The 20,513-nt window shown below is 50.2% G+C and carries 17 protein-coding genes; 10 read left to right on the top strand and 7 right to left on the bottom strand.

Going from position 1 to position 20,513, the window contains the following annotated elements; genetic code table 11:
- Nucleotides 1-15 precede the first annotated feature (15 nt).
- From BM082_RS01525 to BM082_RS01490, 8 genes are all read left to right on the top strand, one after another.
- Entirely contained in the window at nucleotides 16-1,191 is a 1,176-nt protein-coding gene (locus BM082_RS01525; RefSeq protein ID WP_017013905.1) for a Gfo/Idh/MocA family protein, read from the top strand.
- On the top strand, nucleotides 1,184-2,215 hold the full coding sequence (iolC, locus tag BM082_RS01520) for a 5-dehydro-2-deoxygluconokinase (RefSeq protein WP_074924983.1): 1,032 nt from the start codon (nucleotides 1,184-1,186) through the stop codon (nucleotides 2,213-2,215). The genes BM082_RS01525 and iolC overlap by 8 nt, the downstream gene beginning before the upstream one ends.
- Before the next feature lie 66 nt (nucleotides 2,216-2,281).
- Entirely contained in the window at nucleotides 2,282-3,142 is an 861-nt protein-coding gene (locus BM082_RS01515; RefSeq protein WP_017016361.1) for a 5-deoxy-glucuronate isomerase, read from the top strand.
- A 27-nt stretch (nucleotides 3,143-3,169) separates the two neighbouring features.
- Entirely contained in the window at nucleotides 3,170-4,021 is an 852-nt protein-coding gene (locus BM082_RS01510) for a class II fructose-bisphosphate aldolase (protein ID WP_017013908.1), read from the top strand.
- A gap of 64 nt (nucleotides 4,022-4,085) precedes the next feature.
- The gene (locus BM082_RS01505; RefSeq protein WP_017013909.1) at nucleotides 4,086-5,255 is read left to right on the top strand and encodes a Gfo/Idh/MocA family protein; all 1,170 of its coding nucleotides are present in this window, start codon (nucleotides 4,086-4,088) and stop codon (nucleotides 5,253-5,255) included.
- A 292-nt stretch (nucleotides 5,256-5,547) separates the two neighbouring features.
- Complete coding sequence (locus tag BM082_RS01500; RefSeq protein ID WP_017010778.1) at nucleotides 5,548-5,919, top strand: hypothetical protein; 372 nt, start codon at nucleotides 5,548-5,550, stop codon at nucleotides 5,917-5,919.
- A 41-nt stretch (nucleotides 5,920-5,960) separates the two neighbouring features.
- A complete protein-coding gene (locus BM082_RS01495; RefSeq protein WP_017010779.1) occupies nucleotides 5,961-6,158 on the top strand; it encodes a CPXCG motif-containing cysteine-rich protein in 198 nt (65 codons plus the stop codon).
- 48 nt (nucleotides 6,159-6,206) lie between these two features.
- Nucleotides 6,207-6,539 carry a thioredoxin family protein gene (locus BM082_RS01490; protein WP_017013910.1) on the top strand — a complete coding sequence of 111 codons (333 nt, stop codon included), beginning with the start codon at nucleotides 6,207-6,209 and terminating at the stop codon, nucleotides 6,537-6,539.
- Between the two features lie 155 nt (nucleotides 6,540-6,694).
- Here the strand turns inward: BM082_RS01490 and BM082_RS01485 are convergent, their stop codons facing one another.
- On the bottom strand, nucleotides 6,695-8,566 hold the full coding sequence (locus BM082_RS01485) for an RCC1 domain-containing protein (RefSeq protein WP_017013911.1): 1,872 nt from the start codon (nucleotides 8,564-8,566) through the stop codon (nucleotides 6,695-6,697).
- A 258-nt stretch (nucleotides 8,567-8,824) separates the two neighbouring features.
- On the opposite strand from BM082_RS01485, the gene BM082_RS01480 reads away from it, so the two are divergent.
- Nucleotides 8,825-9,445 (top strand): LysE family transporter, encoded by a 621-nt coding sequence (locus BM082_RS01480; protein ID WP_074925125.1) that lies wholly within the window; start codon nucleotides 8,825-8,827, stop codon nucleotides 9,443-9,445.
- On the opposite strand, the gene BM082_RS01475 is transcribed toward BM082_RS01480, so the two are convergent.
- The 5 genes from BM082_RS01475 to cobA form a co-directional block, all read right to left on the bottom strand.
- The gene (locus BM082_RS01475; protein ID WP_074924982.1) at nucleotides 9,442-11,241 is read right to left on the bottom strand and encodes a bifunctional protein-serine/threonine kinase/phosphatase; all 1,800 of its coding nucleotides are present in this window, start codon (nucleotides 11,239-11,241) and stop codon (nucleotides 9,442-9,444) included. The two genes, BM082_RS01480 and BM082_RS01475, sit on opposite strands and share 4 nt — an antisense overlap.
- 2 nt (nucleotides 11,242-11,243) lie before the next feature.
- Nucleotides 11,244-12,719: a NarK family nitrate/nitrite MFS transporter gene (locus tag BM082_RS01470; protein WP_026024897.1), complete on the bottom strand. Its 1,476-nt coding sequence runs from the start codon at nucleotides 12,717-12,719 to the stop codon at nucleotides 11,244-11,246.
- 270 nt (nucleotides 12,720-12,989) lie between these two features.
- A complete protein-coding gene (gene nirD / locus BM082_RS01465; protein ID WP_017010785.1) occupies nucleotides 12,990-13,328 on the bottom strand; it encodes a nitrite reductase small subunit NirD in 339 nt (112 codons plus the stop codon).
- Between the two features lie 10 nt (nucleotides 13,329-13,338).
- Nucleotides 13,339-15,930 carry a nitrite reductase large subunit NirB gene (gene nirB, locus BM082_RS01460; RefSeq protein WP_074924980.1) on the bottom strand — a complete coding sequence of 864 codons (2,592 nt, stop codon included), beginning with the start codon at nucleotides 15,928-15,930 and terminating at the stop codon, nucleotides 13,339-13,341.
- A gap of 10 nt (nucleotides 15,931-15,940) precedes the next feature.
- Nucleotides 15,941-16,858 carry a uroporphyrinogen-III C-methyltransferase gene (cobA, locus tag BM082_RS01455; protein WP_373455271.1) on the bottom strand — a complete coding sequence of 306 codons (918 nt, stop codon included), beginning with the start codon at nucleotides 16,856-16,858 and terminating at the stop codon, nucleotides 15,941-15,943.
- A 499-nt stretch (nucleotides 16,859-17,357) separates the two neighbouring features.
- Between cobA and BM082_RS01450 the strand changes: the two genes are divergently transcribed.
- Nucleotides 17,358-20,078, top strand: coding sequence for a nitrate reductase (locus BM082_RS01450; protein ID WP_074924976.1), 2,721 nt, complete (start codon nucleotides 17,358-17,360; stop codon nucleotides 20,076-20,078).
- Between the two features lie 135 nt (nucleotides 20,079-20,213).
- Here BM082_RS01450 and BM082_RS01445 read toward each other — a convergent pair.
- A partial coding sequence (locus tag BM082_RS01445; RefSeq protein ID WP_139218769.1) for a transposase occupies nucleotides 20,214-20,513 on the bottom strand: 300 nt, incomplete at its 5' end.

Genomic DNA, 20,513 nt, shown 5'->3' with positions numbered 1-20,513 from the left:
CAGGAGAAGCGCACTATGTTCAATGAAGAAATGCACTTTGAGTCCCCGATCCGCTGGGGCATGGTCGGCGGCGGTCGAGGTAGCGAAATTGGTTACTCACACCGCGCCGCGGCACAGCGTGATCGCTTGTTCAGTTTTGTGGCTGGCGCACTCGATCTTAACGCCGAACGTGGCAAAGAATTTGGTATGAATCTGGGGCTTGCAGCCGACCGTTGCTACCCCGATTACAAAACCATGTTTGCGGAAGAAGCCAAACGTGAAGACGGCATTCAAGCCGTCTCCATCGCCACGCCAAACTCGACCCATGCTGAAATCGCCAAAGCAGCGCTAGAAGCAGGTTTGCACGTAGTGTGTGAAAAGCCCGTGACCGTGCATGTGGAAGAAGCCCTTGAACTGAAAACGTTGGCTGAAAAACAAAACAAAATGCTCGCCGTAATGTACGGCTACTGCGGTTTTCAAATGGTGCACCAAGCCAGAGAAATGGTGCAGCGTGGCGACATCGGCGCAGTGCGCGTTATTCAAATGAGTTTTGCTCATGGTTTCCACAATACCGAAGTGGAAAAAGATAACCCTGGCGCGAAATGGCGCATGAACCCTGAAGTGTCTGGCCCGAGTTTTATTATCGGCGATTGCGGCACCCACCCTTTCTACATGGCGGGTTTGATCACCGGATTGAAAGTAAAGTCGTTAATGTGTTCACGCCAAAGCTTTATTGAATCACGCGCACCACTTGAAGATAACGCGCATGTCGTCTTCAACTTTGAAGGCGGCGCGGTGGGTACATTGTGGGCCAGCGCCATCAATAGCGGTTCAATGCACCAACAGAAAATCCGCATCGTTGGCGAAAAAGCCAGCCTTGAGTGGTGGGATGAATATCCGAACCAATTGCGTTACGAGGTCCAAGGTGAGCCAGCACGTATCCTAGAACGTGGCATGCCATACCTTCACAACGACTCTCCAGGTGTGTCAGCCAATCGCCAAGGTGGCGGTCATGCTGAAGGCTTCTTCGAATCGTGGGCCAATATCTACCATCGCTATGCGTTGGCTATCGATGCGTTCGAGCGCGGTGATACACAGTTTCTTGAGGGCCACTGGTACCCGAACATTGATGGGGGTATCGACGGTGTGAAAATGGTGAATGCGTGTGCTCGCTCTGCCGATCAAGGTGCAGTCTGGGTGGATTATGATTAAAGGCATGATTCAACTCTCAGGCTGTGAGCAAAACGCCGATCGCCCCATTGATGTCATTTGTTTGGGGCGTGCGGGCGTTGATTTCTATGGCAACACTGACGGCGCAAATTTTGCGCAAGAAGTCAGTTTCAAGAAAAGTGTCGGTGGTTCGCCCGGAAATGTTGCCATTGGTCTTGCGACGTTAGGCGCGAAGGCGGGCTTCATTGGCTGCCTCTCCGACGATGCCCTTGGCCACTTTGTACGCCAATACATGTCGAACAAAGGCATCGATTTAGCAGGGATGAAAACCCTTAGGGGTGAGTATCGAACCAGTTTAGCCGTCGCTGAACTGCGCCCTGAACCCGAGGTGGTAATTTACCGTAACAACGCGGCAGATCTTGCACTTTCTCCAGACGATATCAGTACCGAATTCCTTGCCTCGGCACGTTGCTTATTCGTGTCCGGCACGGCCTTGTCGGTGAGCCCATCACGTGAAGCCACTTTAGCAGCCATGCAAACCGCGCAACTGAATGGCACGCAAGTGGTGCTCGACCTTGACTATCGCCCCTATTCTTGGGCGGCACCGGAAGATCCACCGCATTTCTACAAACTTGCCGCGTCATTCAGCGACATCGTGATTGGCAACAAGGAAGAATTTGACGTCATGGGTGTGCCTCATGATGTCACTGACAGCCACATCAATGCTGCATCTGAATTACTCAGTGGTGGCACAGACATGGTGGTGGTGAAAGCGGGAGCAGAAGGCTGCGACGTGTTCGGTCTAGACAATAACGGCGACCTCGCCCAGTTGTCTCAACCCATCTTTCGTGTTGAAGCTCGTAAACCTTATGGCGCAGGTGATGCCTTTGCCGCCGCCCTGTTGTTTGGTTTGCTCAACCAATATTCATTAAGTGATGCCGTCGCCATGGGCGCAGCCAACGCGGCAATCAATGTCACGGGTGATACCTGTGCCGATGCCATGTCGACGCTGCCAGATCTGTCAAATTTCATGTCGGCACGCGGTCATCAATTAGTCACACCATAGCGAAGGTTGGCGACACGTCGTCAGCCACATCGAATCAAGATTCAGGGAACGAAAAAGGAGTTCATCATGGGAAAGCATATACCCCCGTTCGATAACAAAAATGAGCCTGTCATTGGCGTAGATGATGACACCACCCCACTGTGTTATTTCAATCCAGTGAAATTGCACGAAGGCGCAAGTTACAGCTATTCGCTGGAAAATTACGAATCTGCCGTAGTACTGGCAGGCGGCACCTGTGATATCACGGTAGACGGTGAAACTTACAACAACATCGGTAAGCGCGCCCATGTATGGGATGGCGATCCCGCTGCTGTGTATGTCCCTGTTGGCAGTGAAGTCACCATTACATGCGTCTCTGACACCGCCGATGTGATGATTGCCGGTGGACGTTTTACGCCTGAAGAAGGCAGCGAACCTCTAACGTCATTTGCGATCGCGCCAGAAGACACTGACAAAATCCAGTACGGCAGCGACGACACCAAAACCCATCGCAAAATTAAGCATATCTTGGGACAGAAAAATGCGGATCAACGTGGTCGTTTAATGGTAAGTGAACTGTTTACCGTTGGCGCAGGTGGTTGGTCAGGCTTCCCGCCACACAAACACGATGAAGAGCGTCCACCAGCAGAAACGCGCTATGAAGAGGTGTACCAATTTAGGTTCAACCCTGACTTTGGTTTCGGTGCACAGTTCCTTTATGAGCATGAAGATGACTTCGGCCCGGTTTACCACGTGCGCACCGGTAGCGTGATCGCGATTGATAAGGGCTATCACCCTTCCGTCGCCGCCCCAGGCTATGAAATGTACTACTTCACGATCATTGTGGGTGAGAGCAGCAAATCGCTGGTTCAGCACTTCGACCCGCACCATGAATATCAGGTTCACACCATTCCTGGTATCAAAGACATGGTGGCGAAGTTTAAGTAACGCACCAACATTCACAGGGAAGATGCAATGTTAGTTAACCTCAACGATTTACTCCCCGATGCCGCCGTGTCAGACGGCGCTATCGCCTGCTGCAATGTGTTTGGGCTTGAAGAAGCCCAAGCCATCATCGCAGCCGCGGAAGCACGTTCGCTGCCCGTTATCCTAGCGGTGAACAAAGACATGGTAGACCTTGCGGGAGTCGAAGCCATGGCTGGGATGTTAGTCCCGATGGCGAAAGCCGCTTCCGTGCCCGTATGTGTGCATCTCGATCATTGCTACGAAGAAGCCATTGTGTATCGCGCCATTCATGCGGGATTTAGCTCGGTGATGTTCGATGGCTCACAACTGCCGCTTGATGAGAATATTCGTCGTACCCGCCAGGTCGTCGACGTGGCGCATGCGGTTGGGGTATCTGTCGAAGGGGAACTGGGCTCAGTGCCTTATCAAGAAGGGCGCGACCACATCAAATCCATGTCGACAGACCCAGCAGAGGCCACCCGATATGCACAAGAAAGTGGCATTGATGCCTTGGCCGTGTCTGTTGGCAACGTGCACCGTAAAACCGAGGCAGACAGCCCGATCGAGTTTGAACTGCTGAAACAAATCGAAGTCGCAACCACCCTTCCCTTGGTGATTCATGGCACAACGGGAATAGCGGAAGCCGATCTTCTGACACTCAAGCAGCAACGTGTCGCCAAATTCAATGTCGGCACAACGTTCCGCGTCGCTTTTGGCAATGCTATTCGCGCGTGCATGACACAAGAGCCTGACAAATACGACCGACAATATTTCGCCGGTAAAGCAATGCCTGCACTGCAAGCCGAGGCGGAGCGTGTGCTGGCGCTTCTGTCGGCGACCAAGCAACCGTTGTTGAAATAGATCATCACGGCGTAATGGGTAAATGGGTAAACGTGTAAATGGATTCTTTAAAAAGGACGTAACAATGAGCAAGGCATACCGCAAACTGGGAAGAAGGTTGAGACTAGGCGTAATTGGCGGAGGGCCAGATTCTTTCATTGGATCTATTCACCGCTCCGCCGCCACGATGCACGAAGAATTTGAAGTGGTGGCTGGCGTCTTTTCTTCTCATCCAGAGCGTTCCATTGCGGCTGGGCACGCGATGGGGATTGAACGCCCCTACGCCGACCCTGAAGCCTTGTTTAAGGGCGAAGCGAATGCAGAAAACCCCATCGATGCACTCGCCATCATGACGCCCAACAACAGCCACTATGAACTGTCTTGCCGCGCGCTTGAGGCAGGGTTTAATGTGTTTTGTGAAAAGCCATTAACCATGACTGAAGACGAGTCAGCAGATTTGGTCAAACGCGTGAAAACCTCCGGTAAACGATACTGTGTCGCTTACGGCTATAGCGGTTATGCGATGGTGCGACAAGCACGTGAAATGGTGGCACAAGGTCTTATCGGCGATATCACCATGGTGCAAAGCAATTATGTTCAAGGCCACCTTGCCGAGCTCACGGAATCAGAGCGTGCGGGTTCAAACTGGCACATGAAGCCCGAACTGGCTGGCCCTTCCCTTATTCTGGGTGACATTGCCACGCACAGCTACCACCTTTCCAGCTATGTCATGGGGATGGAAGCATCTTCTTTGAGTGCTGACGTAACCGCCATTGTAGAAGGCCGCGACGCCGATGATTATTGCGGCATTTTGCTCCGGTACCCCAACAAAGCACGGGGAGTTTTCTGGGTGACACAAGCAGCCGCTGGTGGTGTTCATGGTTTGAATTTCACAATTTATGGCACCAAAGGCGGGTTGGAATGGCACCAAGAACAACCCAATGAATTGATAGTTCGCCCTATTGATAAGCCTGCATATGTGCTCACCAAAGGGGGAATTGGGCTTTCAGAAGCGGGAAAACGTGTTTCCCATGTGGCCATTGGACACCCTGAAGGCTACCGCGAAGCCTTCGCCAATCTGTATTTCGATTTTGCGTCGAACATTGTGGATGATCTTATGGGCGAGCAACCCGAACCTTTCAGCCTGTGGAACCCTACCGTGGAAGAAGGTGCGTATGGGATGGCATTTGTTTATGCTGCTGTGCGCTCGTCAGACAACGATGGAAAGTGGGAGCCTCTGAAAGATCTCACCTAACCACTGGCACTTAATACCCTCAGTTAACGCGCTTCAGTGCACAACTGAAAACGGTTTACATTTGCGAGCAGATAACCTGTCGTCGGCCTGCTCGCCTTTTTACTTTCCGTAAAGACATCCGCACTTTTTCTTCTAAACGCATCACTCCCAATGAACGCCTCCTGTTTTATTCTGAGTTTTCACGCCACAGACACCGCGTCGCAAATAGATAATCTAAGCTTATAAATCAGACAACAATAACAGACCAATTAGCGATACAGTGAGAGCGGGAACAATATTGATTGGAGGATCCATGAGTGATAAAAAAGTCGCCCTTTTCGGCTGGCACCCTGACGTTGTTAACTACGATAAATGGCCAGGCATGAGCGCAGAAAAGCTGCGTGCGGCATTAGAAGGCGACCGAGATAACTTGGTATCACTCGGTTATGACGTTGTACTGCACTATATTCGTGATGGTGAAACGGCCTTCGAAACCGCAACCAAAGCGCTCGAAGGACAAGGTTATGATTGCGTGCTAATTGGTGCCGGTGTGCGTCGTGACGAGGATCATTTTCTCGTCTTCGAACGTCTGGTCAATGCAGCGCACATGGCAGCGCCAGACGCGGCCATTTGTTTCAATACCAATCCGAGCGACACAGCGGAAGCTATCAAACGCTGGATTTAATGTTGGCCTTGTTCTTAGCCTGAGAAAAAAGGAAAAGGTAAATGACCGAGCTGGATGAAAGAGCCATTGATTGTCCGTATTGCGGTGAGTCTATTCAGGTGCTTATCGACAGTGAGGACAGTGGACAGCAATACATTGAAGATTGCCAAGTCTGTTGCCGGCCGATTACCTTTTTCGTTCAACAAGAGAACGATGGCTCTCTTTATGTCTCAGTGCATGACGAAAACGATGCATTTTGAACACACTAACACGCTCTTAACCCAATACGCTTCAAGGAAGAATACACGATGAAAGCATCAACAATCGGGTTCAAACCTGATTATGACGAAGACGCGCCCGCCATTGAAGATGTCACGCATCTAAAAGGTCTTGCAGTGATCGAATTTGGCGCACCTTGGTGTCCGCATTGCCAAGGCGCGCAAGACGCAATCAAAGAGGTACTTGAGCCTACCCCGATGCTGCATATCAAGGTGTTTGATGGCAAAGGTAAAGCGCTTGGTCGCCACTTTAAGGTGAAGCTCTGGCCAACAGTCATTTTGCTAAAAGACGGCGTAGAAGTGTCGCGTGTTGTTCGCCCAACAGAGACGCATGAAGTGCAAGCCATCATGGAAGAGGCTTGAATACGCGTCAGCCTGTATGTAGAAAAAAAGAAGGTGGCTAAGCCACCTTCTTTCGTGCCCCGTATCGAATGTTTGTCTCGATTTACTCGGGTATCCGCTAGCCAACGGAATCGCTGATGACGCGTGTTGCTTCGCTCAACACACGCTTAATGTGTTTACTCCAATTCGGCGCTCGTCGGCACAAGAGACAAGGCCACTGGTGTGTAACAAACGCTGGTTGACGCCGATTCACCGTAAGCGTCTGCATTCACTTCAGCACAGTAATCTTCGACCACACCGAGTTTACCGTCAGCCGTTGAACCCCACGCCCATACCTTGCCGTTGTCATCAACCGCAAAATGGCTTGATGTATTTGAACTCAACGACAGAACGTTTACTTCACCCAACGTTTCATTCTTCACAGGTTGAATCGCAATTTGGCGCTCGATACCAAGATCATCAACCGCGTATCCGTTACCCATGTAACCCGACCCCATGTCACCCCAAGAGTAAACATCGCCGCCCAGTGTCAGTGCGTGAGCGTTGCGGCTACCACCCTGGAATTCAACAATACGATCACTACCTAGGTTTTCAGGAAGCAAGTTTACAAGCACTTCTGGCGTTGGCAGTGAAGTGATGTCTTCCACTTTGTAAAGCGTGCCTGCGCTGTTCGCCACGGGTGTACCTTGAGCGAGTGCACCATAGTCATTGCTGCCCCAGCCATACACAGTGCCTTCGGCATCCACCGCCAAGCCGTAATCTGCACCGGTTTCTACTGCGATGATGTTTTTACCTGCTAAAATCTTCGCTGGCACGGAACGGTCTGCATTGACGGTGCCATCACCTAACTCGCCACCGCGGCCATTGTTACCCCACGAGTACACATCGCCTTGCGCCGTCAGGGCAAAAACATGGTGGTCACGAGTCGCAACAGACACAATAAATTCGTCCGCTGGAATGTCCACCAGCCCGAAGGTATTTTGGTCTGCATCCTTGTCGTCCACACGGCCTAGCTGCAAGTTACCGTTGTCACCCGCTGAATACACCTTGCCTGAGCGCGTGACAACATAGGCACTCGCACTGCCGCTGGTCGCATACACCGCTAACGCGTCATCGGGTAGTGTCACTTCCAATGGCGCATCGACGGTGTCTTCATGACCGAGACCTAATTGACCACGGTTATTAGGGCCAAACACAAACAAACGACCGTCTTCCGTCACCATGGTGCCATCAATTTGATCGGTGGAGATGGATTTGAATGTAACGCTATCCATGTCAATCCACGCAGAGGTAGGGTTAGAAAGGCCGTAGAGACGCTGGTTCAACAAATCGACATAACATTCACCTTCAGCTTCTGTCAGGCCATCTCGTGGTTCCGTGGCCAGTTCAGTGCCTTCTGGCAGATAAAGGTCGGATGCTCGGCCAAGCTTGGTGCGCATTTTCCCATCACAGTAGCGATTCGGATCCTCGCCATACGCGAAACCGCCATAGTTTTCGCCAAAGCTGAAAGGCTTACCTTCCGCGCTCAAGCCTAGGGTGTGGTGGTTACCCGCCGCCATGGCAATGTGTGAGCCTGCTTGCTCCCATTTCACAAAGGCATAAGCTTGAGCGTCACCGACATCACCCACAATGTTCTCGTACTGTTCATCTGAGAGCTTTTTGAAAGCACGTTTACGCTTAGAGGAAATATCAGTATCGAGTGATAATCCGTTGTACATGTCGCCATCGCTGTCGAGTGCGATCAGCATTTTCACAAGGCGGATAGATTCTTGATTGCGCAAGTCATCTTCACGCACCAACGTGGCGAGTGAGACCGTTTCTTTTCCTTTCACTTTCTGAAACTTCACGCCACCAACGCTGAAACGCACCTTGTCACCAGCAAAGTAATAAAACGTGCCGTCTTCATCGGTTGAGCCTTTGAAAAACGACGAGTTGTATTGCAACCCTTCTACGGGAACATCCAACTTTCCTTGTTTCAAAGCAGGGCAACCCGTCAGTATTGCCGCCGTCCCTATTACAACAAATGGCATCCATGTTCTACGATTCATCATTTCTCCAATACAATTATGCGCATGAGTTTAGTTTTGATTCTCATTTGCATTAAATGCAAAAGCAATATACACAACTTCGATAAAACCACTAAATATGACGCGCAATCTTAATCAGCACTGTTGTCTCATTTGCTGACGCATAAAACAGCTAACGTGGCTTTTCATTGCAAAGACAACGTGATGTTATGAAAGAGGTGTTGCTTGTTTTTCATACCGATAACAACGGCGAAATAATCTAGGAAGGATGGTGAAATGATGACGTTTGAAACTTGGCTCGCCTTTTTGTCGATCGCTTTTGTGACTGCGCTTTCACCAGGGCCCGCCATCTTATTGGTGATGACCCATACGCTTCGTTCCGGTTTGAAAAAAGCGTTGTTTACGATCGCAGGCAATGTGACAGGGCTTTTCTTAATGGCGTCGTTTTCAGTGTTAGGCCTTAGCGCATTAGTCCTCAGCTCCGCAACTGCATTTATGGCAATCAAAATACTCGGCGCGTGTTATCTCTTTTACCTAGGCATAAAAACGTGGCGCAATGGGATGACTATTTCACTCGAGGATGCCCCTCAAACAGACAATACTCGAAGTTATTATCTGCAAGGCGTGCTGGTCGCCATCACCAACCCTAAAGCCATTATCTTCTCCACGGCCCTGTTCCCGCAGTTCATTGATATTAATACAGCTTTGCTTCCACAATTTTCTATCCTTGTCGTGACCTTAATGTGTTGCTCAATCATTTGCCTGTGCGGCTATGGCTACTGGGGCGTCAGAGCCTTTACGCGCTCAAAGCGTCTCGCCAATTCGAAATGGTTGCCACGTACCTTTGGCGGCACATTCATGGGTGTGGGAGTCATGCTTGCGTTAACCGCGCAGCGTTAAGCCTGAACAAGTAGCGCTGTAAGCAACACCACCATCGAAAGCAACACTACAGATAATCCTTTCCAAAAGCGCACGGGGTCTTTTTCGATCATCGCGCGCTGTTGGCTTACCTTTTCCAGCTCCCGATTTGGGGTTAACAAATCTTGCTCAAATTCTGACAGCACGTCATACCGCGCGGATGGAATGGAATGACACGCCTTTTTGAACGCTGCATCAAACCAATCAGGCACATCAGGCCGAAAAACCACGGCAGGGGTGTAGGTTTGTCGCTTTGATACTCGTGGGCTTGATGCATTCACAGGTTTATAAGGTAAATGCCCCGTGAGCATTTCGTAGAAGGTCACGCCGAGTGAATAGACATCAGACGACAAGGTGGCTTTATTGCCCTTCAAATACTCAGGTGCAGCATAATTCAAATCCCCAACGGGGTAACTTTCTTCCACATGCCCTGACAGCTCCTCCAACCCATGCGCTTGCGCTGTCCCGTAATCAATCAAGACAACATTCATGTCTTTATCCACCATCAGGTTATCCGGCTTAATATCACGATGCACTACTGCCATGCGCTGTAAAACACGCATGGAGCGAATCGCGCCCTTAGCAAGCGTGCGGATTTGCGAGAGTGTCGGCGTCGGGTTATCCAGCATCCACTGCCTGAGCGTCATCCCATCGACGTAATCGCAGACATGATAGAGGAAGCGAGAATGCCACGTTTGGGGGTGAATTTTCATCACGCCCCGCTGGCGCACTTGCTCTCCGATCCACCCTTCCCGAATAAAGCCAGACAGATACACGTCGTCATCTGCGAAGTTCTGAGACGGCATTTTCAAAACGTATTGTTTGTCATCTTGCGTGCTTCTCGCGAGATACAAATGGCTTCGGCTACCGCTGTATATCACGCGTTTGATCTGGAAGTGGTCGATCTGTTGCCCTTCAGACAACACAGGCGGGATCACTTGTTCTGCGCGATGCCTAAACGCCTCATCGAAAGCGGCTTTCGGCAATTCATCTACGGCGATAAACAGGCAGGTGGCATTGTCATCGCTGCCTGCCGCCAACGCTTTGTCTACAAACGCTGTCGCAACGGTTTCAAGACTTTCGTCTTGGCCGCATACCTTGCCTTTCAGGAAGGTAAGTATGTCCTTTTCAGACAAGGCATCATGCACGCCGTCTGTGGTCATCAACAACACATCACCCGCCTGTACCGCTGATAGTTTGTAGTCCACCTCTAAGTGACTATCAATGCCAAGAGCACGCGTTAAGTGGTGCTGTGTTTTGCTGGTGTAACGACGGTGGTCTTGGGTTAACTGCGTCAGCGTTTTATCTCGAAGAAGATAAACCCGACAGTCACCCACGTGAAAAAGATGGGCAGTGTTTGATTTAATGATAACGCTGGTAAACGCAGCGACCATGGCATTGGATTTCTCACCATCTTGTTTTGCGTGATGGAAAAGCCAATGGTTAATCGATTTAAGTACCGCCCCCGCAGAGGACTTAACCGACCACGTATTTGGGGTGTCCATGTAGTCATTAATAAACTCAGTGACGCTGGTTTCACTGGCTTTTTGGCTGATCTCGCTTGAGCTCACGCCATCAGCAATCGTCGCAACCACGCCTTTGTGTTTGAGTTCACTCAGGTTGGTGGGGATTTTTACGGCAAAAGCATCCTGATTCGGGGGCTTTCGCCCCGCCACAGAGCACCCACCCGCACGAACGACGAGCCGAGAAGCAAGCTTCTCGGACTCTTTCGTGGCTTGAGACGCCATGCAAGGCGTCGACAAAACCTCGGGTTTCATAATTAGGCTTTCGCTACGTCAATCATGGTAATGGTGCCATCGTCATTCACTTCAGCAATCTGGCCTGAAGGCTCCTCCATAAAGAGTAGCGTGACAAAACCAAGCACCGCGGTACCGGCAATGATTAAGAAGAAGGTGCTGTAATCCACCAGCGATAACACGGTGAGGTACACCACAGCACCCACGTTACCGTATGCACCCGTCATACCTGCGATTTGACCTGTCATGCGGCGTTTAATCAGTGGCACAGCTGCAAATACCGCCCCTTCACCGGATTGCACGAAGAACGAACAGCCCATTGCTGCAACAACCGCCAACCAGACTGGCCAAGCGCCATCTACTTGTCCCATCACAAAGTAACCCACTGCCAATCCCGCCGTTAGGATAAGTAGCGTCGGTTTACGACCAAATTTGTCCGACAACCAGCCGCCACCTGGGCGCGACATCAAGTTCATGAAGGCATATGCCGATGCCACCATGCCTGCCACAACAGGGGTCAGTTCGAACGTGTCAGCAAAGAATAACGGCAACATCGAAACCACCGCCAACTCAGAACCAAAGGTCGCAAAGTAAAGTACGTTGAGCACTGCAACTTGCTTAAATTTGTACTGATGAATTTCAGGCACAGGTTCAACGAACACATGCTTGTTCACTTTCCACACTTGAGCTGCATCGAACGCATAAATCAGGGCAAGCACCACATAAACAGCGTTTACCACCGAATCTGAGAACATACCAATGCCTGATGGCGACAGTTTCCACGCCAGTAACGCAAGCGCGCCGTACATCGGCACTTTCATCAAAAGTAGAAGAAAGAAATCACTCTTCGAGGTCACTTCCATTGCGCCGCCGTTTTTAGGCTTGTAATAGGTCGCGCCCTTCGGCGTATCAGTCACGCTTCGGTAGAAAACGAAAGAAAACAACAGGCTCATCACACCAGTGATCGCCATGGCATAACGCCAACCGTCTTCACCACCAAACATCACTGCAACCGTTGGAAGGGTGAATGCTGCTGCCGCGGAGCCAAAGTTACCCCAACCTCCGTAAATGCCTTCTGCCGTGCCCAACTCGTTATGTGGGAACCACTCTGATACCAAGCGAATACCGATAACGAAACCGGCACCGATCAAACCCAATGCAAAACGCGCAATGGCGGCTTGAACAAAGTTATCCGAAAGGGCGAACACGAAACATGGGATGGAACAAATGGCGAGCAAGAGTGAATAAACAATGCGTGGCCCGTATTTGTCCGTGAGCATGCCAACCACGACCCGAGCGGGTATGGTGAAGGCGACGTTTAGAATAAGGAGTGTTTTAATTTCTGCGGTGGTTAATCCTAATGATTCCTTTACCGATTGCAGCAAGGGAGCAAAGTTAAACCACACCACAAACGTAATAAAAAAGGCGAACCAACTTAAATGAAGTATTTTCATTTTCCCTGTAAAGGAGAATACGTTGAACTTCTCGCTACCTGACATCATTCCTGTCCTCGTTAATTAATAATCCTTTGAACTGCAACGTTTTAATTCTGCAGCTTTCATGTCTTTGGCTTTTCATTTTTCCCTTATTTTGGGCGCACTTTCCCCACCATGGTTTGCACTGAGAGCGTCAAAGCACGGGGTTTTAAAAACAACAACCTAATAAGGAAAAGAAGACAGTGCGGTTACACCCTATTTCGCTGCGAAGACGAACACTGTCTATTAACGCTCCATCGATGCCGCTTGCATCCACAGAGCGTGAGCATCGGTTTATTCGATATTCAGCGTTCCTAATTGGACAGCACCGTCATGCTGTCGAACGGGATAGGTAATGACCGACACGGATTCGTCCTCAATGCACTCTCCACTAGTGAGGCAAAAGTGCTGTTTATACAGCGGAGAGGCAATCACGGTTTTTTCGCCAATTGACCCGAGAAGCCCGCGCGACAGCACGTTCGCTTTCCCAATCGGATCAAAGTTGTCGATCGCGTAAAGCGTGTCGGTTTTTCCGCAGAGAAAGATGGCGACCTGCTTGTCGTTAAACAGGGCACAAATACCCGTGTTCTCTACCAAATCTGTCTTATCGCAAATGGTTTGCCACTGATACATGTCGCCGCTCCTACCCTTCAATTTCTACAACATCAATGCGTTTTTCTGGTTCTGCCGCGACCTTCGTCGGCTCTAAAATTTGCACTGTAGGTGCAGGCACTCTCTGCCCACGCTCCGTGATGTATTTCAAACCACTGTCAGCTTGGTCACTGTTAATGAAATGCTGGAAGCGTTTGAGTTTTTCTGGTGATTCGATGGTGGTTTTCCATTCACATTGGTACTGACCGAGGCTGGCTGCCATCTCTGCTTCCAACTCTTCACCAATGGCGAGCTTGTCTTCAATCACCACTTGCTTGAGATAGTCCAATCCACCTTCAAGGTTTTCCAGCCACACAGAGGTGCGCTGCAAACGGTCTGCGGTGCGGATGTAGAACATCAAAATGCGGTCGATGTATTTGATCAGGGTTTCACGATCAAGGTCGGACGCGAACAAATCTGCGTGGCGCGGGCGCATGCCGCCGTTGCCACAAACATACAGGTTCCAGCCGTTTTCTGTTGCGATGATGCCAATGTCTTTCGATTGGGCTTCGGCACATTCGCGCGTACAGCCTGACACGGCAAATTTCAGTTTGTGGGGCGAGCGAAGCCCTTTGTAGCGGTCTTCGATGTTGATGGCGAAGCCCACACTGTCATCCACACCGTAGCGACACCATGTAGAACCGACACAAGATTTCACCGTTCGCACCGATTTCCCGTAGGCATGGCCAGTTTCAAACCCTGCGTCGACGAGAATCTTCCAAATTTCTGGCAGTTCATGTAACTGCGCGCCGAACAAATCAATGCGCTGACCGCCCGTCACTTTGGTGTAGAGGTTGTAGTCTTTCGCGACTTGCCCTAGCACAATCAATTTGTCGGGGGTGATTTCACCGCCCGCAACACGTGGCACGACGGAATAGGTGCCGTCTTTTTGCATGTTACCAAGGTATATATCATTGGTGTCTTGCAGCCCCATGTGCTCGTTTTTCAACACATAGTCGTTCCAGAATGACGCCAAGATCGACCCGACGGTCGGCTTACATACGTCACAGCCCAGCCCCTTACCGTGGCTGTCTAACAACTCATCGAAGGTCTTAATTTTCTTGATGCGAACAATGTCCGCCAATTCTTGGCGCGTATACTCAAAGTGCTCACACAGGTTGTTATTTACCTCATGCCCAAGCGCGGCAAGCTCTGCATCCATAACTTGCTTGGTCAGCGCCGCACAGCCGCCACACCCCGTTGAGGCTTTGGTTTCCGCTTTCAGATCTGCCATGGTGGTGCAACCTGATGCCACTGCCGTTTTAATGCATCCTTTGGTTACGTCATAACACGAACAAATCTGCGCTTCATCCGGCAAGGTCGCTAACCCTGCCGATCCAGCATCACTGTCTGCTGCGTCATTAGACAGGAGTAACACTGAAGGGAACTCTGGAAGAGGCAAGCCATTTAGCATGGTTTGTAATAGGTTCGGGTAGCTTTCGACATCACCCACCAGCACTGCGCCTAGCAAGGTTTTTCCATCTTCAGAAACGATGATGCGTTTGTAGACTTGCTCAATACCATCCGAGAAGGTGTAAGACTGCGCACCCGGCGTTGAGCCTTGCGCATCACCGATACTGGCAACATCCACACCCAACAATTTGAGTTTGGTGCTCATGTCAGCACCTTTAAACTCTGCCTCGGTGCCGCAAATTGACGCGACCGCAACCTTGGCCATTTGGTAACCCGGCGCGACTAAGCCAAAGATCTTGCCTTCCCAAAGCGCACATTCACCAATGGCGTAAATGTCGCTATCGTTGGTTTGGCATTGATTGTTAATGACGATACCGCCGCGCTCGCCCAAGGTCAGATCATGGGCTTTAGCGAGTTCATCTTGAGGGCGGATTCCGGCAGAGAACACCACCATATCAGTCTCAAGTTCTGTGCCATCTGCAAAGGAAAGTTTGTAGCGACATGTATCGCCTTTCGTGATGCTTTGCGTGGCTTTTTCGGTGTGAACATTCACGCCTAATGCCGTAATTTTCTGTTTCAGCAGCTCGCCACCGCCTTCATCCAACTGCACCGCCATCAGACGTGGAGCAAACTCCACCACATGGGTTTCCAGCCCCATATTTTGAATGGCATTTGCCGCTTCTAAGCCCAACAGCCCACCCCCGATGACCACCCCAATTTTGCTGCTGTCGCCGGAAGCGCGAATGGCTTCTAAATCTTCGATCGTGCGATACACATGGCAATGCGGCTGCTCGTTACCAGGAATGGGTGGGACAAACGGGTATGAGCCTGTGGCAAGCACCAAGCTGTCGTAAGCAATCTCGCGACCTTGGTCTGTAACCACCAATTTATTCTCGCGCTGAATAGACACCACTTTCTCGTTCAGAAAGTACGTGATGCCTTTCTCTTTGTATTCGTTTTCGCTGGTCAGCATGAGATCGTCGGCATCTTTGCCGCTAAAGAAGCTGCTGAGTTGGACGCGGTCATACGCTAAGCGCGGTTCTTCTGAAAAGGTCATGATCTCATACGGAGCATCGTCAAACTGAATGTCGCTGTTTTTCTGGGACAGTTCGTCGATGAATCGATGCCCCACCATACCGTTGCCAATAACGACAATACGTTTCTTTTCCATGCTCAAATCCTTATGCAGAAAGCTTTTCAAGTTGCTCTATGTCGAGATGTTCTGTGGTCTGCGTAATAAACCAATCCAATTCCTTTGCCAGCGAGACAACCTTGCCCACGACAATCAATGACGGCGACACTACCGCTTCGTGCTTGATGGCATCCTTGATCGTGGCAAGGTCACTGATAAATACGCGCTGGTCAGCGGTACACCCTTTCTCGATCACCGCGACAGGCGTTGTTGAAGACAAACCGGCTTGAGAGAGTTCTTCGCTGATGAGGGACAGCTTCGACAGCCCCATGTAGAACACCAAGGTGTGATCCAAAGCGGCAAGTGCGTTCCAGTTCACTGACAAATCTTTTTCGGCATGCGCTGTCACCAAGGTACAACCTTGTGATAAACCGCGATGCGTAAGAGGAATACCTGCATAGCTGGTGCAGCCGGAAGCGGCTGTGATCCCAGGAATGACTTCCACTTGAATGTCTTCCTGATGCAGGGTCTGCATTTCTTCCCCGCCTCGGCCAAAGACAAAAGCGTCTCCACCTTTTAATCGGCAAACATTTTTTCCACGCTGCGCCAATTCAACCAGCAAGGCGTTGGTATCATTCTGGGGGACACTGTGCTCGCCCTTGGCTTTACCGACGTACAAAATGTCTTTGTCTGAAGGAATGAGCGAGAGAATTTCTGGGCTGACGAGTCGGTCATACACGACAACATCGGCCTGTTGAATGCAACGTAACGCTTTGATGGTCAGTAAATCTGGGTCGCCTGGACCTGCACCAACCAGAAAGACAGTGCCAACCTTGCGCTGGCTCTCTTCGGGTTTCGCTTTCTTGCTATTCACGCCATCAAAAACGCTTGATGAAATAGCGGCGACACGTGCTTGCCTTAATAACCCTTCACGACCTTCGAGTATATAAGACTGTTTATTTGGCATAATTGAATATGTGCGATTTGCCATCCTGACCTCACCAATACATCCATGCGATAATTCAAGTAAAAGAAATAAACACGCCTCTATGCTTACGAATGCGTCTTTTATTAATCCATCGCTTTCTATTTTTTATCAATAGAGCAAGTAGAGTGCCACCACAGCCAAACACGAGATGAAAAAAATTATAAGACCATGTTTTATATTATTTATTTATTTTCACACTCTCATCATTAACAATTAAAATCGCTTGCAGTGATTTATTGAAGTGCACTTTTTGCGTGCACCTTTTTATTGCATTGAACCAGAATGAACAGAAACTATTAATAGTTTTCATTGTTCGCACTTTCTTGGCGCAGAGAGAAAAGTTCAACCACATCATTCTTTTAACGTAAGAAACCCGCATTCATTCCAAATATGCCACTGTTATTTTTACCAATATTGAAATTGGCGCGTTATTTGCTGTGTATTACTCGCAAACAAATAAGAAATGAAACAGGGATAGGTGAGTGAAGTGACAAATATCCAAACCACATCAGAGAAAGACAAAAGCGAATGGATCAAGTCTACGTGCGCCTATTGTGGTGTCGGTTGCGGCATCGAAGCCAAGGTTAATGCATCCGGAAAACTCGACGTTAGAGGGGATGAATCCCACCCTGCTAACCTAGGCCGACTCTGCTCCAAAGGATTATCACTCGGTGACACCGTCACGACTGAAGGGCGATTACTTACCCCTTCCATAGAGGGAGAAGCAACGACATGGAACACTGCGCTTAACCATGTTGCGACCTCTCTCAACGATATCATCGACGAACATGGCCACGATGCCGTCGCATTCTATGTGTCTGGACAACTTCTGACCGAGGACTACTATGTCGTCAACAAGTTGATGAAAGGCTTCATTGGTTCAGCCAACATCGACACCAATTCTCGTCTCTGCATGGCCTCTGCTGTTGCTGGTCACAAACGCGCCTTTGGGGAAGATTGTGTTCCCGGCACGTATGAAGATCTTGAGATTGCAGATCTCGTCGTTTTGGTTGGATCAAACCTCGCTTGGTGTCATCCCGTGCTGTATCAACGCTTAAAAGCCGCGAAAGAGGCACGCGGAACCAAAGTTGTGGTCATCGATCCGCGTAGAACCAGTACCTGTGAAATCGCGGACTTGCACCTCCCACTGACGCCCGGCAGCGACATCGCGCTGTTCAATGGTTTGCTGGCCGATCTCGCCAAGCATGGACAACTCAATCAAGGTTACATTGCCAACCACACGACAGGGTTAGATGACGCACTCACACAAGCACAACGTTTTAATACAGTGACTGCTGTGGCTGGAGCGACCGGGTTAAAACTGTCAGACATCGAGACCTTTTACCGCCTGTTTCGCCAACATGTCAGAACCGTCACCATGTTCTCTCAAGGTGTGAATCAATCCACCAGTGGCACGGACAATGCCAACAGTATTTTGAATTGTCACATCGCCACTGGGCGCGTTGGGCTTCCTGGCAGCACCCCCTTTTCCATCACGGGTCAACCCAATGCCATGGGTGGGCGCGAAGTTGGCGGACTTGCCAACACGCTCGCCGCGCACTTGGAGTTTGGCAACGCTGAGCACTCGGCGTTGGTCAGTGATTTTTGGCAAACCGACCGATTGGCCACGCAACAAGGTCTGAAAGCCATCGACATGTTCGATGCCATTGAGAGTGGGAAAATAAAAGCGTTATGGGTGATGGCAACAAACCCTGCAGTCAGCCTGCCTGACAGTGACCGAATTGCGCAGATTTTAAAGAAATGCCCGCTGGTTATCGTGTCTGATTGTGTGTCGACGTCCGAGACACTGGATTACGCCCACGTAAAATTACCAGCACAAGGTTGGAGCGAAAAATCCGGCACAGTCACTAACTCAGAACGCATGATTTCGCGCCAGCGTCGATTGCTGCCAACGCCGGGAGAAGGGAAACCTGACTGGTGGATCGTGAGTGAAGTGGGCAAACGCATGGGATTTCACCAAGCCTTCGATTACCCAACGGAAGCGCACATTTTCCAAGAATATGTAGCGATGACGACGATCGGAAACCAAGACGGTGATGCGACAAAACGGAAGCTAAACCTCTCCGCGCTGAAAGGATTGTCCGTCGACGATTACAACACGTTCCCGCCGACGCGCTGGCCCATCGTGAGCAATGACATTGCGTCGGGGCGTCTTTTCACCCAAGGGGATTTTTCCACACCGGATGGAAAAGCGCGGTTTATTGCCGTTGAGCACAAAGCGCCTGTAAGCCCGATTACACCGCAATACAGCATGATCCTTAACTCAGGGCGAAATAGAGACCAATGGCACACCATGACGCGTACAGGGCTTTCTGCGGCATTAAACGCCCATACCATCGAGCCCATTATCGAAATCAACCCGTTCGATGCGACAGACAGGGGCATCAAAGAAGGCCAGTTGGTTAATGTGATGAGCCATGTCGGCGAGCAGGTTTTTAAAGCCCACGTGACCAATCGCGTGATTCCGGGACAGAGCTTCGCGCCGATCCACTGGAACAAGATGAATTGCTCCGGTGGAAAGGTAACGGCGGTGATCCCCGCACACACCGACCCCATTTCGGGTCAACCCGAATTTAAAGCAACGCCGGTATCTATCAAACCTTTGATGATGCAAAGCGCGGGCAGCTTGGTCACAAAAAGACGCCTCACCAAGCAACAGCTCCATACTTTCGATGCAGACTATTGGGTACTTCAAGCCATAGAAGGGGGTTATCTATACCGCTTTCAATTCAAAGAGACTTGCAGATCGGTACCCCCGAGGTTCATGACCTTGGCTGCATCTGAGAACGCAGCACTGATTCATGGCAACGCAGAGCATGGACGTCGTGTTGTGACTTATCAGAACAAAACACCACTATTTGCATTCTCAGCCTTTCCGCTCAAGCAAGAAAGTGAACAGCCAGACATATCACAGCTTCTCGCCAGTCAATTTGATAGCCAAGACATTCACGCCTTTCTCTCAGGTTCGCTGGCCGCCCGCTCCCCAATTGTTTGTGCCTGTAAACAGGTGTCGTTGGATACCATTGAAGTCGCATTAATAGACGGCAATGCGGAAAGTGTTCAAGACGTCAGCAACCAAACGCTCGCAGGCACCGGTTGTGGCAGTTGTACCGCAGAGATAGGCAACATTGTCGATCGCGTCTGTGCACGCAAGTTGGCGCAACGAAAAGCAGGATAGAGCGAGAAGCGAGAAGCGAGAAGCGAGAAGCGAGAAGCGAGAAGCGAGAAGCGAGAAGCGAGAAGCGAGAAAAAGATAGTGGGGCTTAGCGTCGCATTCCTTCTGAGCCTGTAACAGATTCTGTGTAACTGCCATTTAATTAATATGCTTTTCGAGGCGTTCCCCGAACTCGATAATAAATCGACTCATCGCCTGGCGCCAGTTTCGAATCGGCATCGTCCATTTCTTGCTGGCGTCCTTGATGGCCAGGTACACCATCTTCCTTGCCGCATCATCACTTGGGAATACTTTTCGCTTTTTGATAGCCCTACGGATAACGCTGTTGAGCGATTCAATCGCATTGGTGGTGTATATCGCTTTGCGAATATCATCAGGATAATTGAATAACGTATTAAGGTTTTCCCAGTGATTGCGCCACGATTTGCCGATTTGTGG

Source organism: Enterovibrio norvegicus DSM 15893, assembly GCF_900115495.1.
GTDB classification, from domain to species: Bacteria; Pseudomonadota; Gammaproteobacteria; order Enterobacterales; family Vibrionaceae; genus Enterovibrio; species Enterovibrio norvegicus.
The sequence above is the reverse complement of the archived record's forward strand: the minus strand, read 5'-3'. Positions and strand labels throughout refer to the sequence as shown.

What these genes read in the sequence shown, in the direction of transcription:
- BM082_RS01485 (WP_017013911.1), bottom strand. Translation starts at nt 8,566, where the DNA reads ATGAATCGTAGAACATGGATGCCATTTGTTGTAATAGGGACGGCGGCA.
- iolC (WP_074924983.1), top strand. Translation starts at nt 1,184, where the DNA reads ATGATTAAAGGCATGATTCAACTCTCAGGCTGTGAGCAAAACGCCGAT.
- BM082_RS01475 (WP_074924982.1), bottom strand. Translation starts at nt 11,241, where the DNA reads ATGAAACCCGAGGTTTTGTCGACGCCTTGCATGGCGTCTCAAGCCACG.
- BM082_RS01525 (WP_017013905.1), top strand. Translation starts at nt 16, where the DNA reads ATGTTCAATGAAGAAATGCACTTTGAGTCCCCGATCCGCTGGGGCATG.
- BM082_RS01500 (WP_017010778.1), top strand. Translation starts at nt 5,548, where the DNA reads ATGAGTGATAAAAAAGTCGCCCTTTTCGGCTGGCACCCTGACGTTGTT.
- BM082_RS01470 (WP_026024897.1), bottom strand. Translation starts at nt 12,719, where the DNA reads ATGTCAGGTAGCGAGAAGTTCAACGTATTCTCCTTTACAGGGAAAATG.
- nirB (WP_074924980.1), bottom strand. Translation starts at nt 15,930, where the DNA reads ATGGAAAAGAAACGTATTGTCGTTATTGGCAACGGTATGGTGGGGCAT.
- nirD (WP_017010785.1), bottom strand. Translation starts at nt 13,328, where the DNA reads ATGTATCAGTGGCAAACCATTTGCGATAAGACAGATTTGGTAGAGAAC.
- BM082_RS01515 (WP_017016361.1), top strand. Translation starts at nt 2,282, where the DNA reads ATGGGAAAGCATATACCCCCGTTCGATAACAAAAATGAGCCTGTCATT.
- cobA (WP_373455271.1), bottom strand. Translation starts at nt 16,858, where the DNA reads ATGCCAAATAAACAGTCTTATATACTCGAAGGTCGTGAAGGGTTATTA.
- BM082_RS01480 (WP_074925125.1), top strand. Translation starts at nt 8,825, where the DNA reads ATGACGTTTGAAACTTGGCTCGCCTTTTTGTCGATCGCTTTTGTGACT.
- BM082_RS01510 (WP_017013908.1), top strand. Translation starts at nt 3,170, where the DNA reads ATGTTAGTTAACCTCAACGATTTACTCCCCGATGCCGCCGTGTCAGAC.
- BM082_RS01495 (WP_017010779.1), top strand. Translation starts at nt 5,961, where the DNA reads ATGACCGAGCTGGATGAAAGAGCCATTGATTGTCCGTATTGCGGTGAG.
- BM082_RS01505 (WP_017013909.1), top strand. Translation starts at nt 4,086, where the DNA reads ATGAGCAAGGCATACCGCAAACTGGGAAGAAGGTTGAGACTAGGCGTA.
- BM082_RS01490 (WP_017013910.1), top strand. Translation starts at nt 6,207, where the DNA reads ATGAAAGCATCAACAATCGGGTTCAAACCTGATTATGACGAAGACGCG.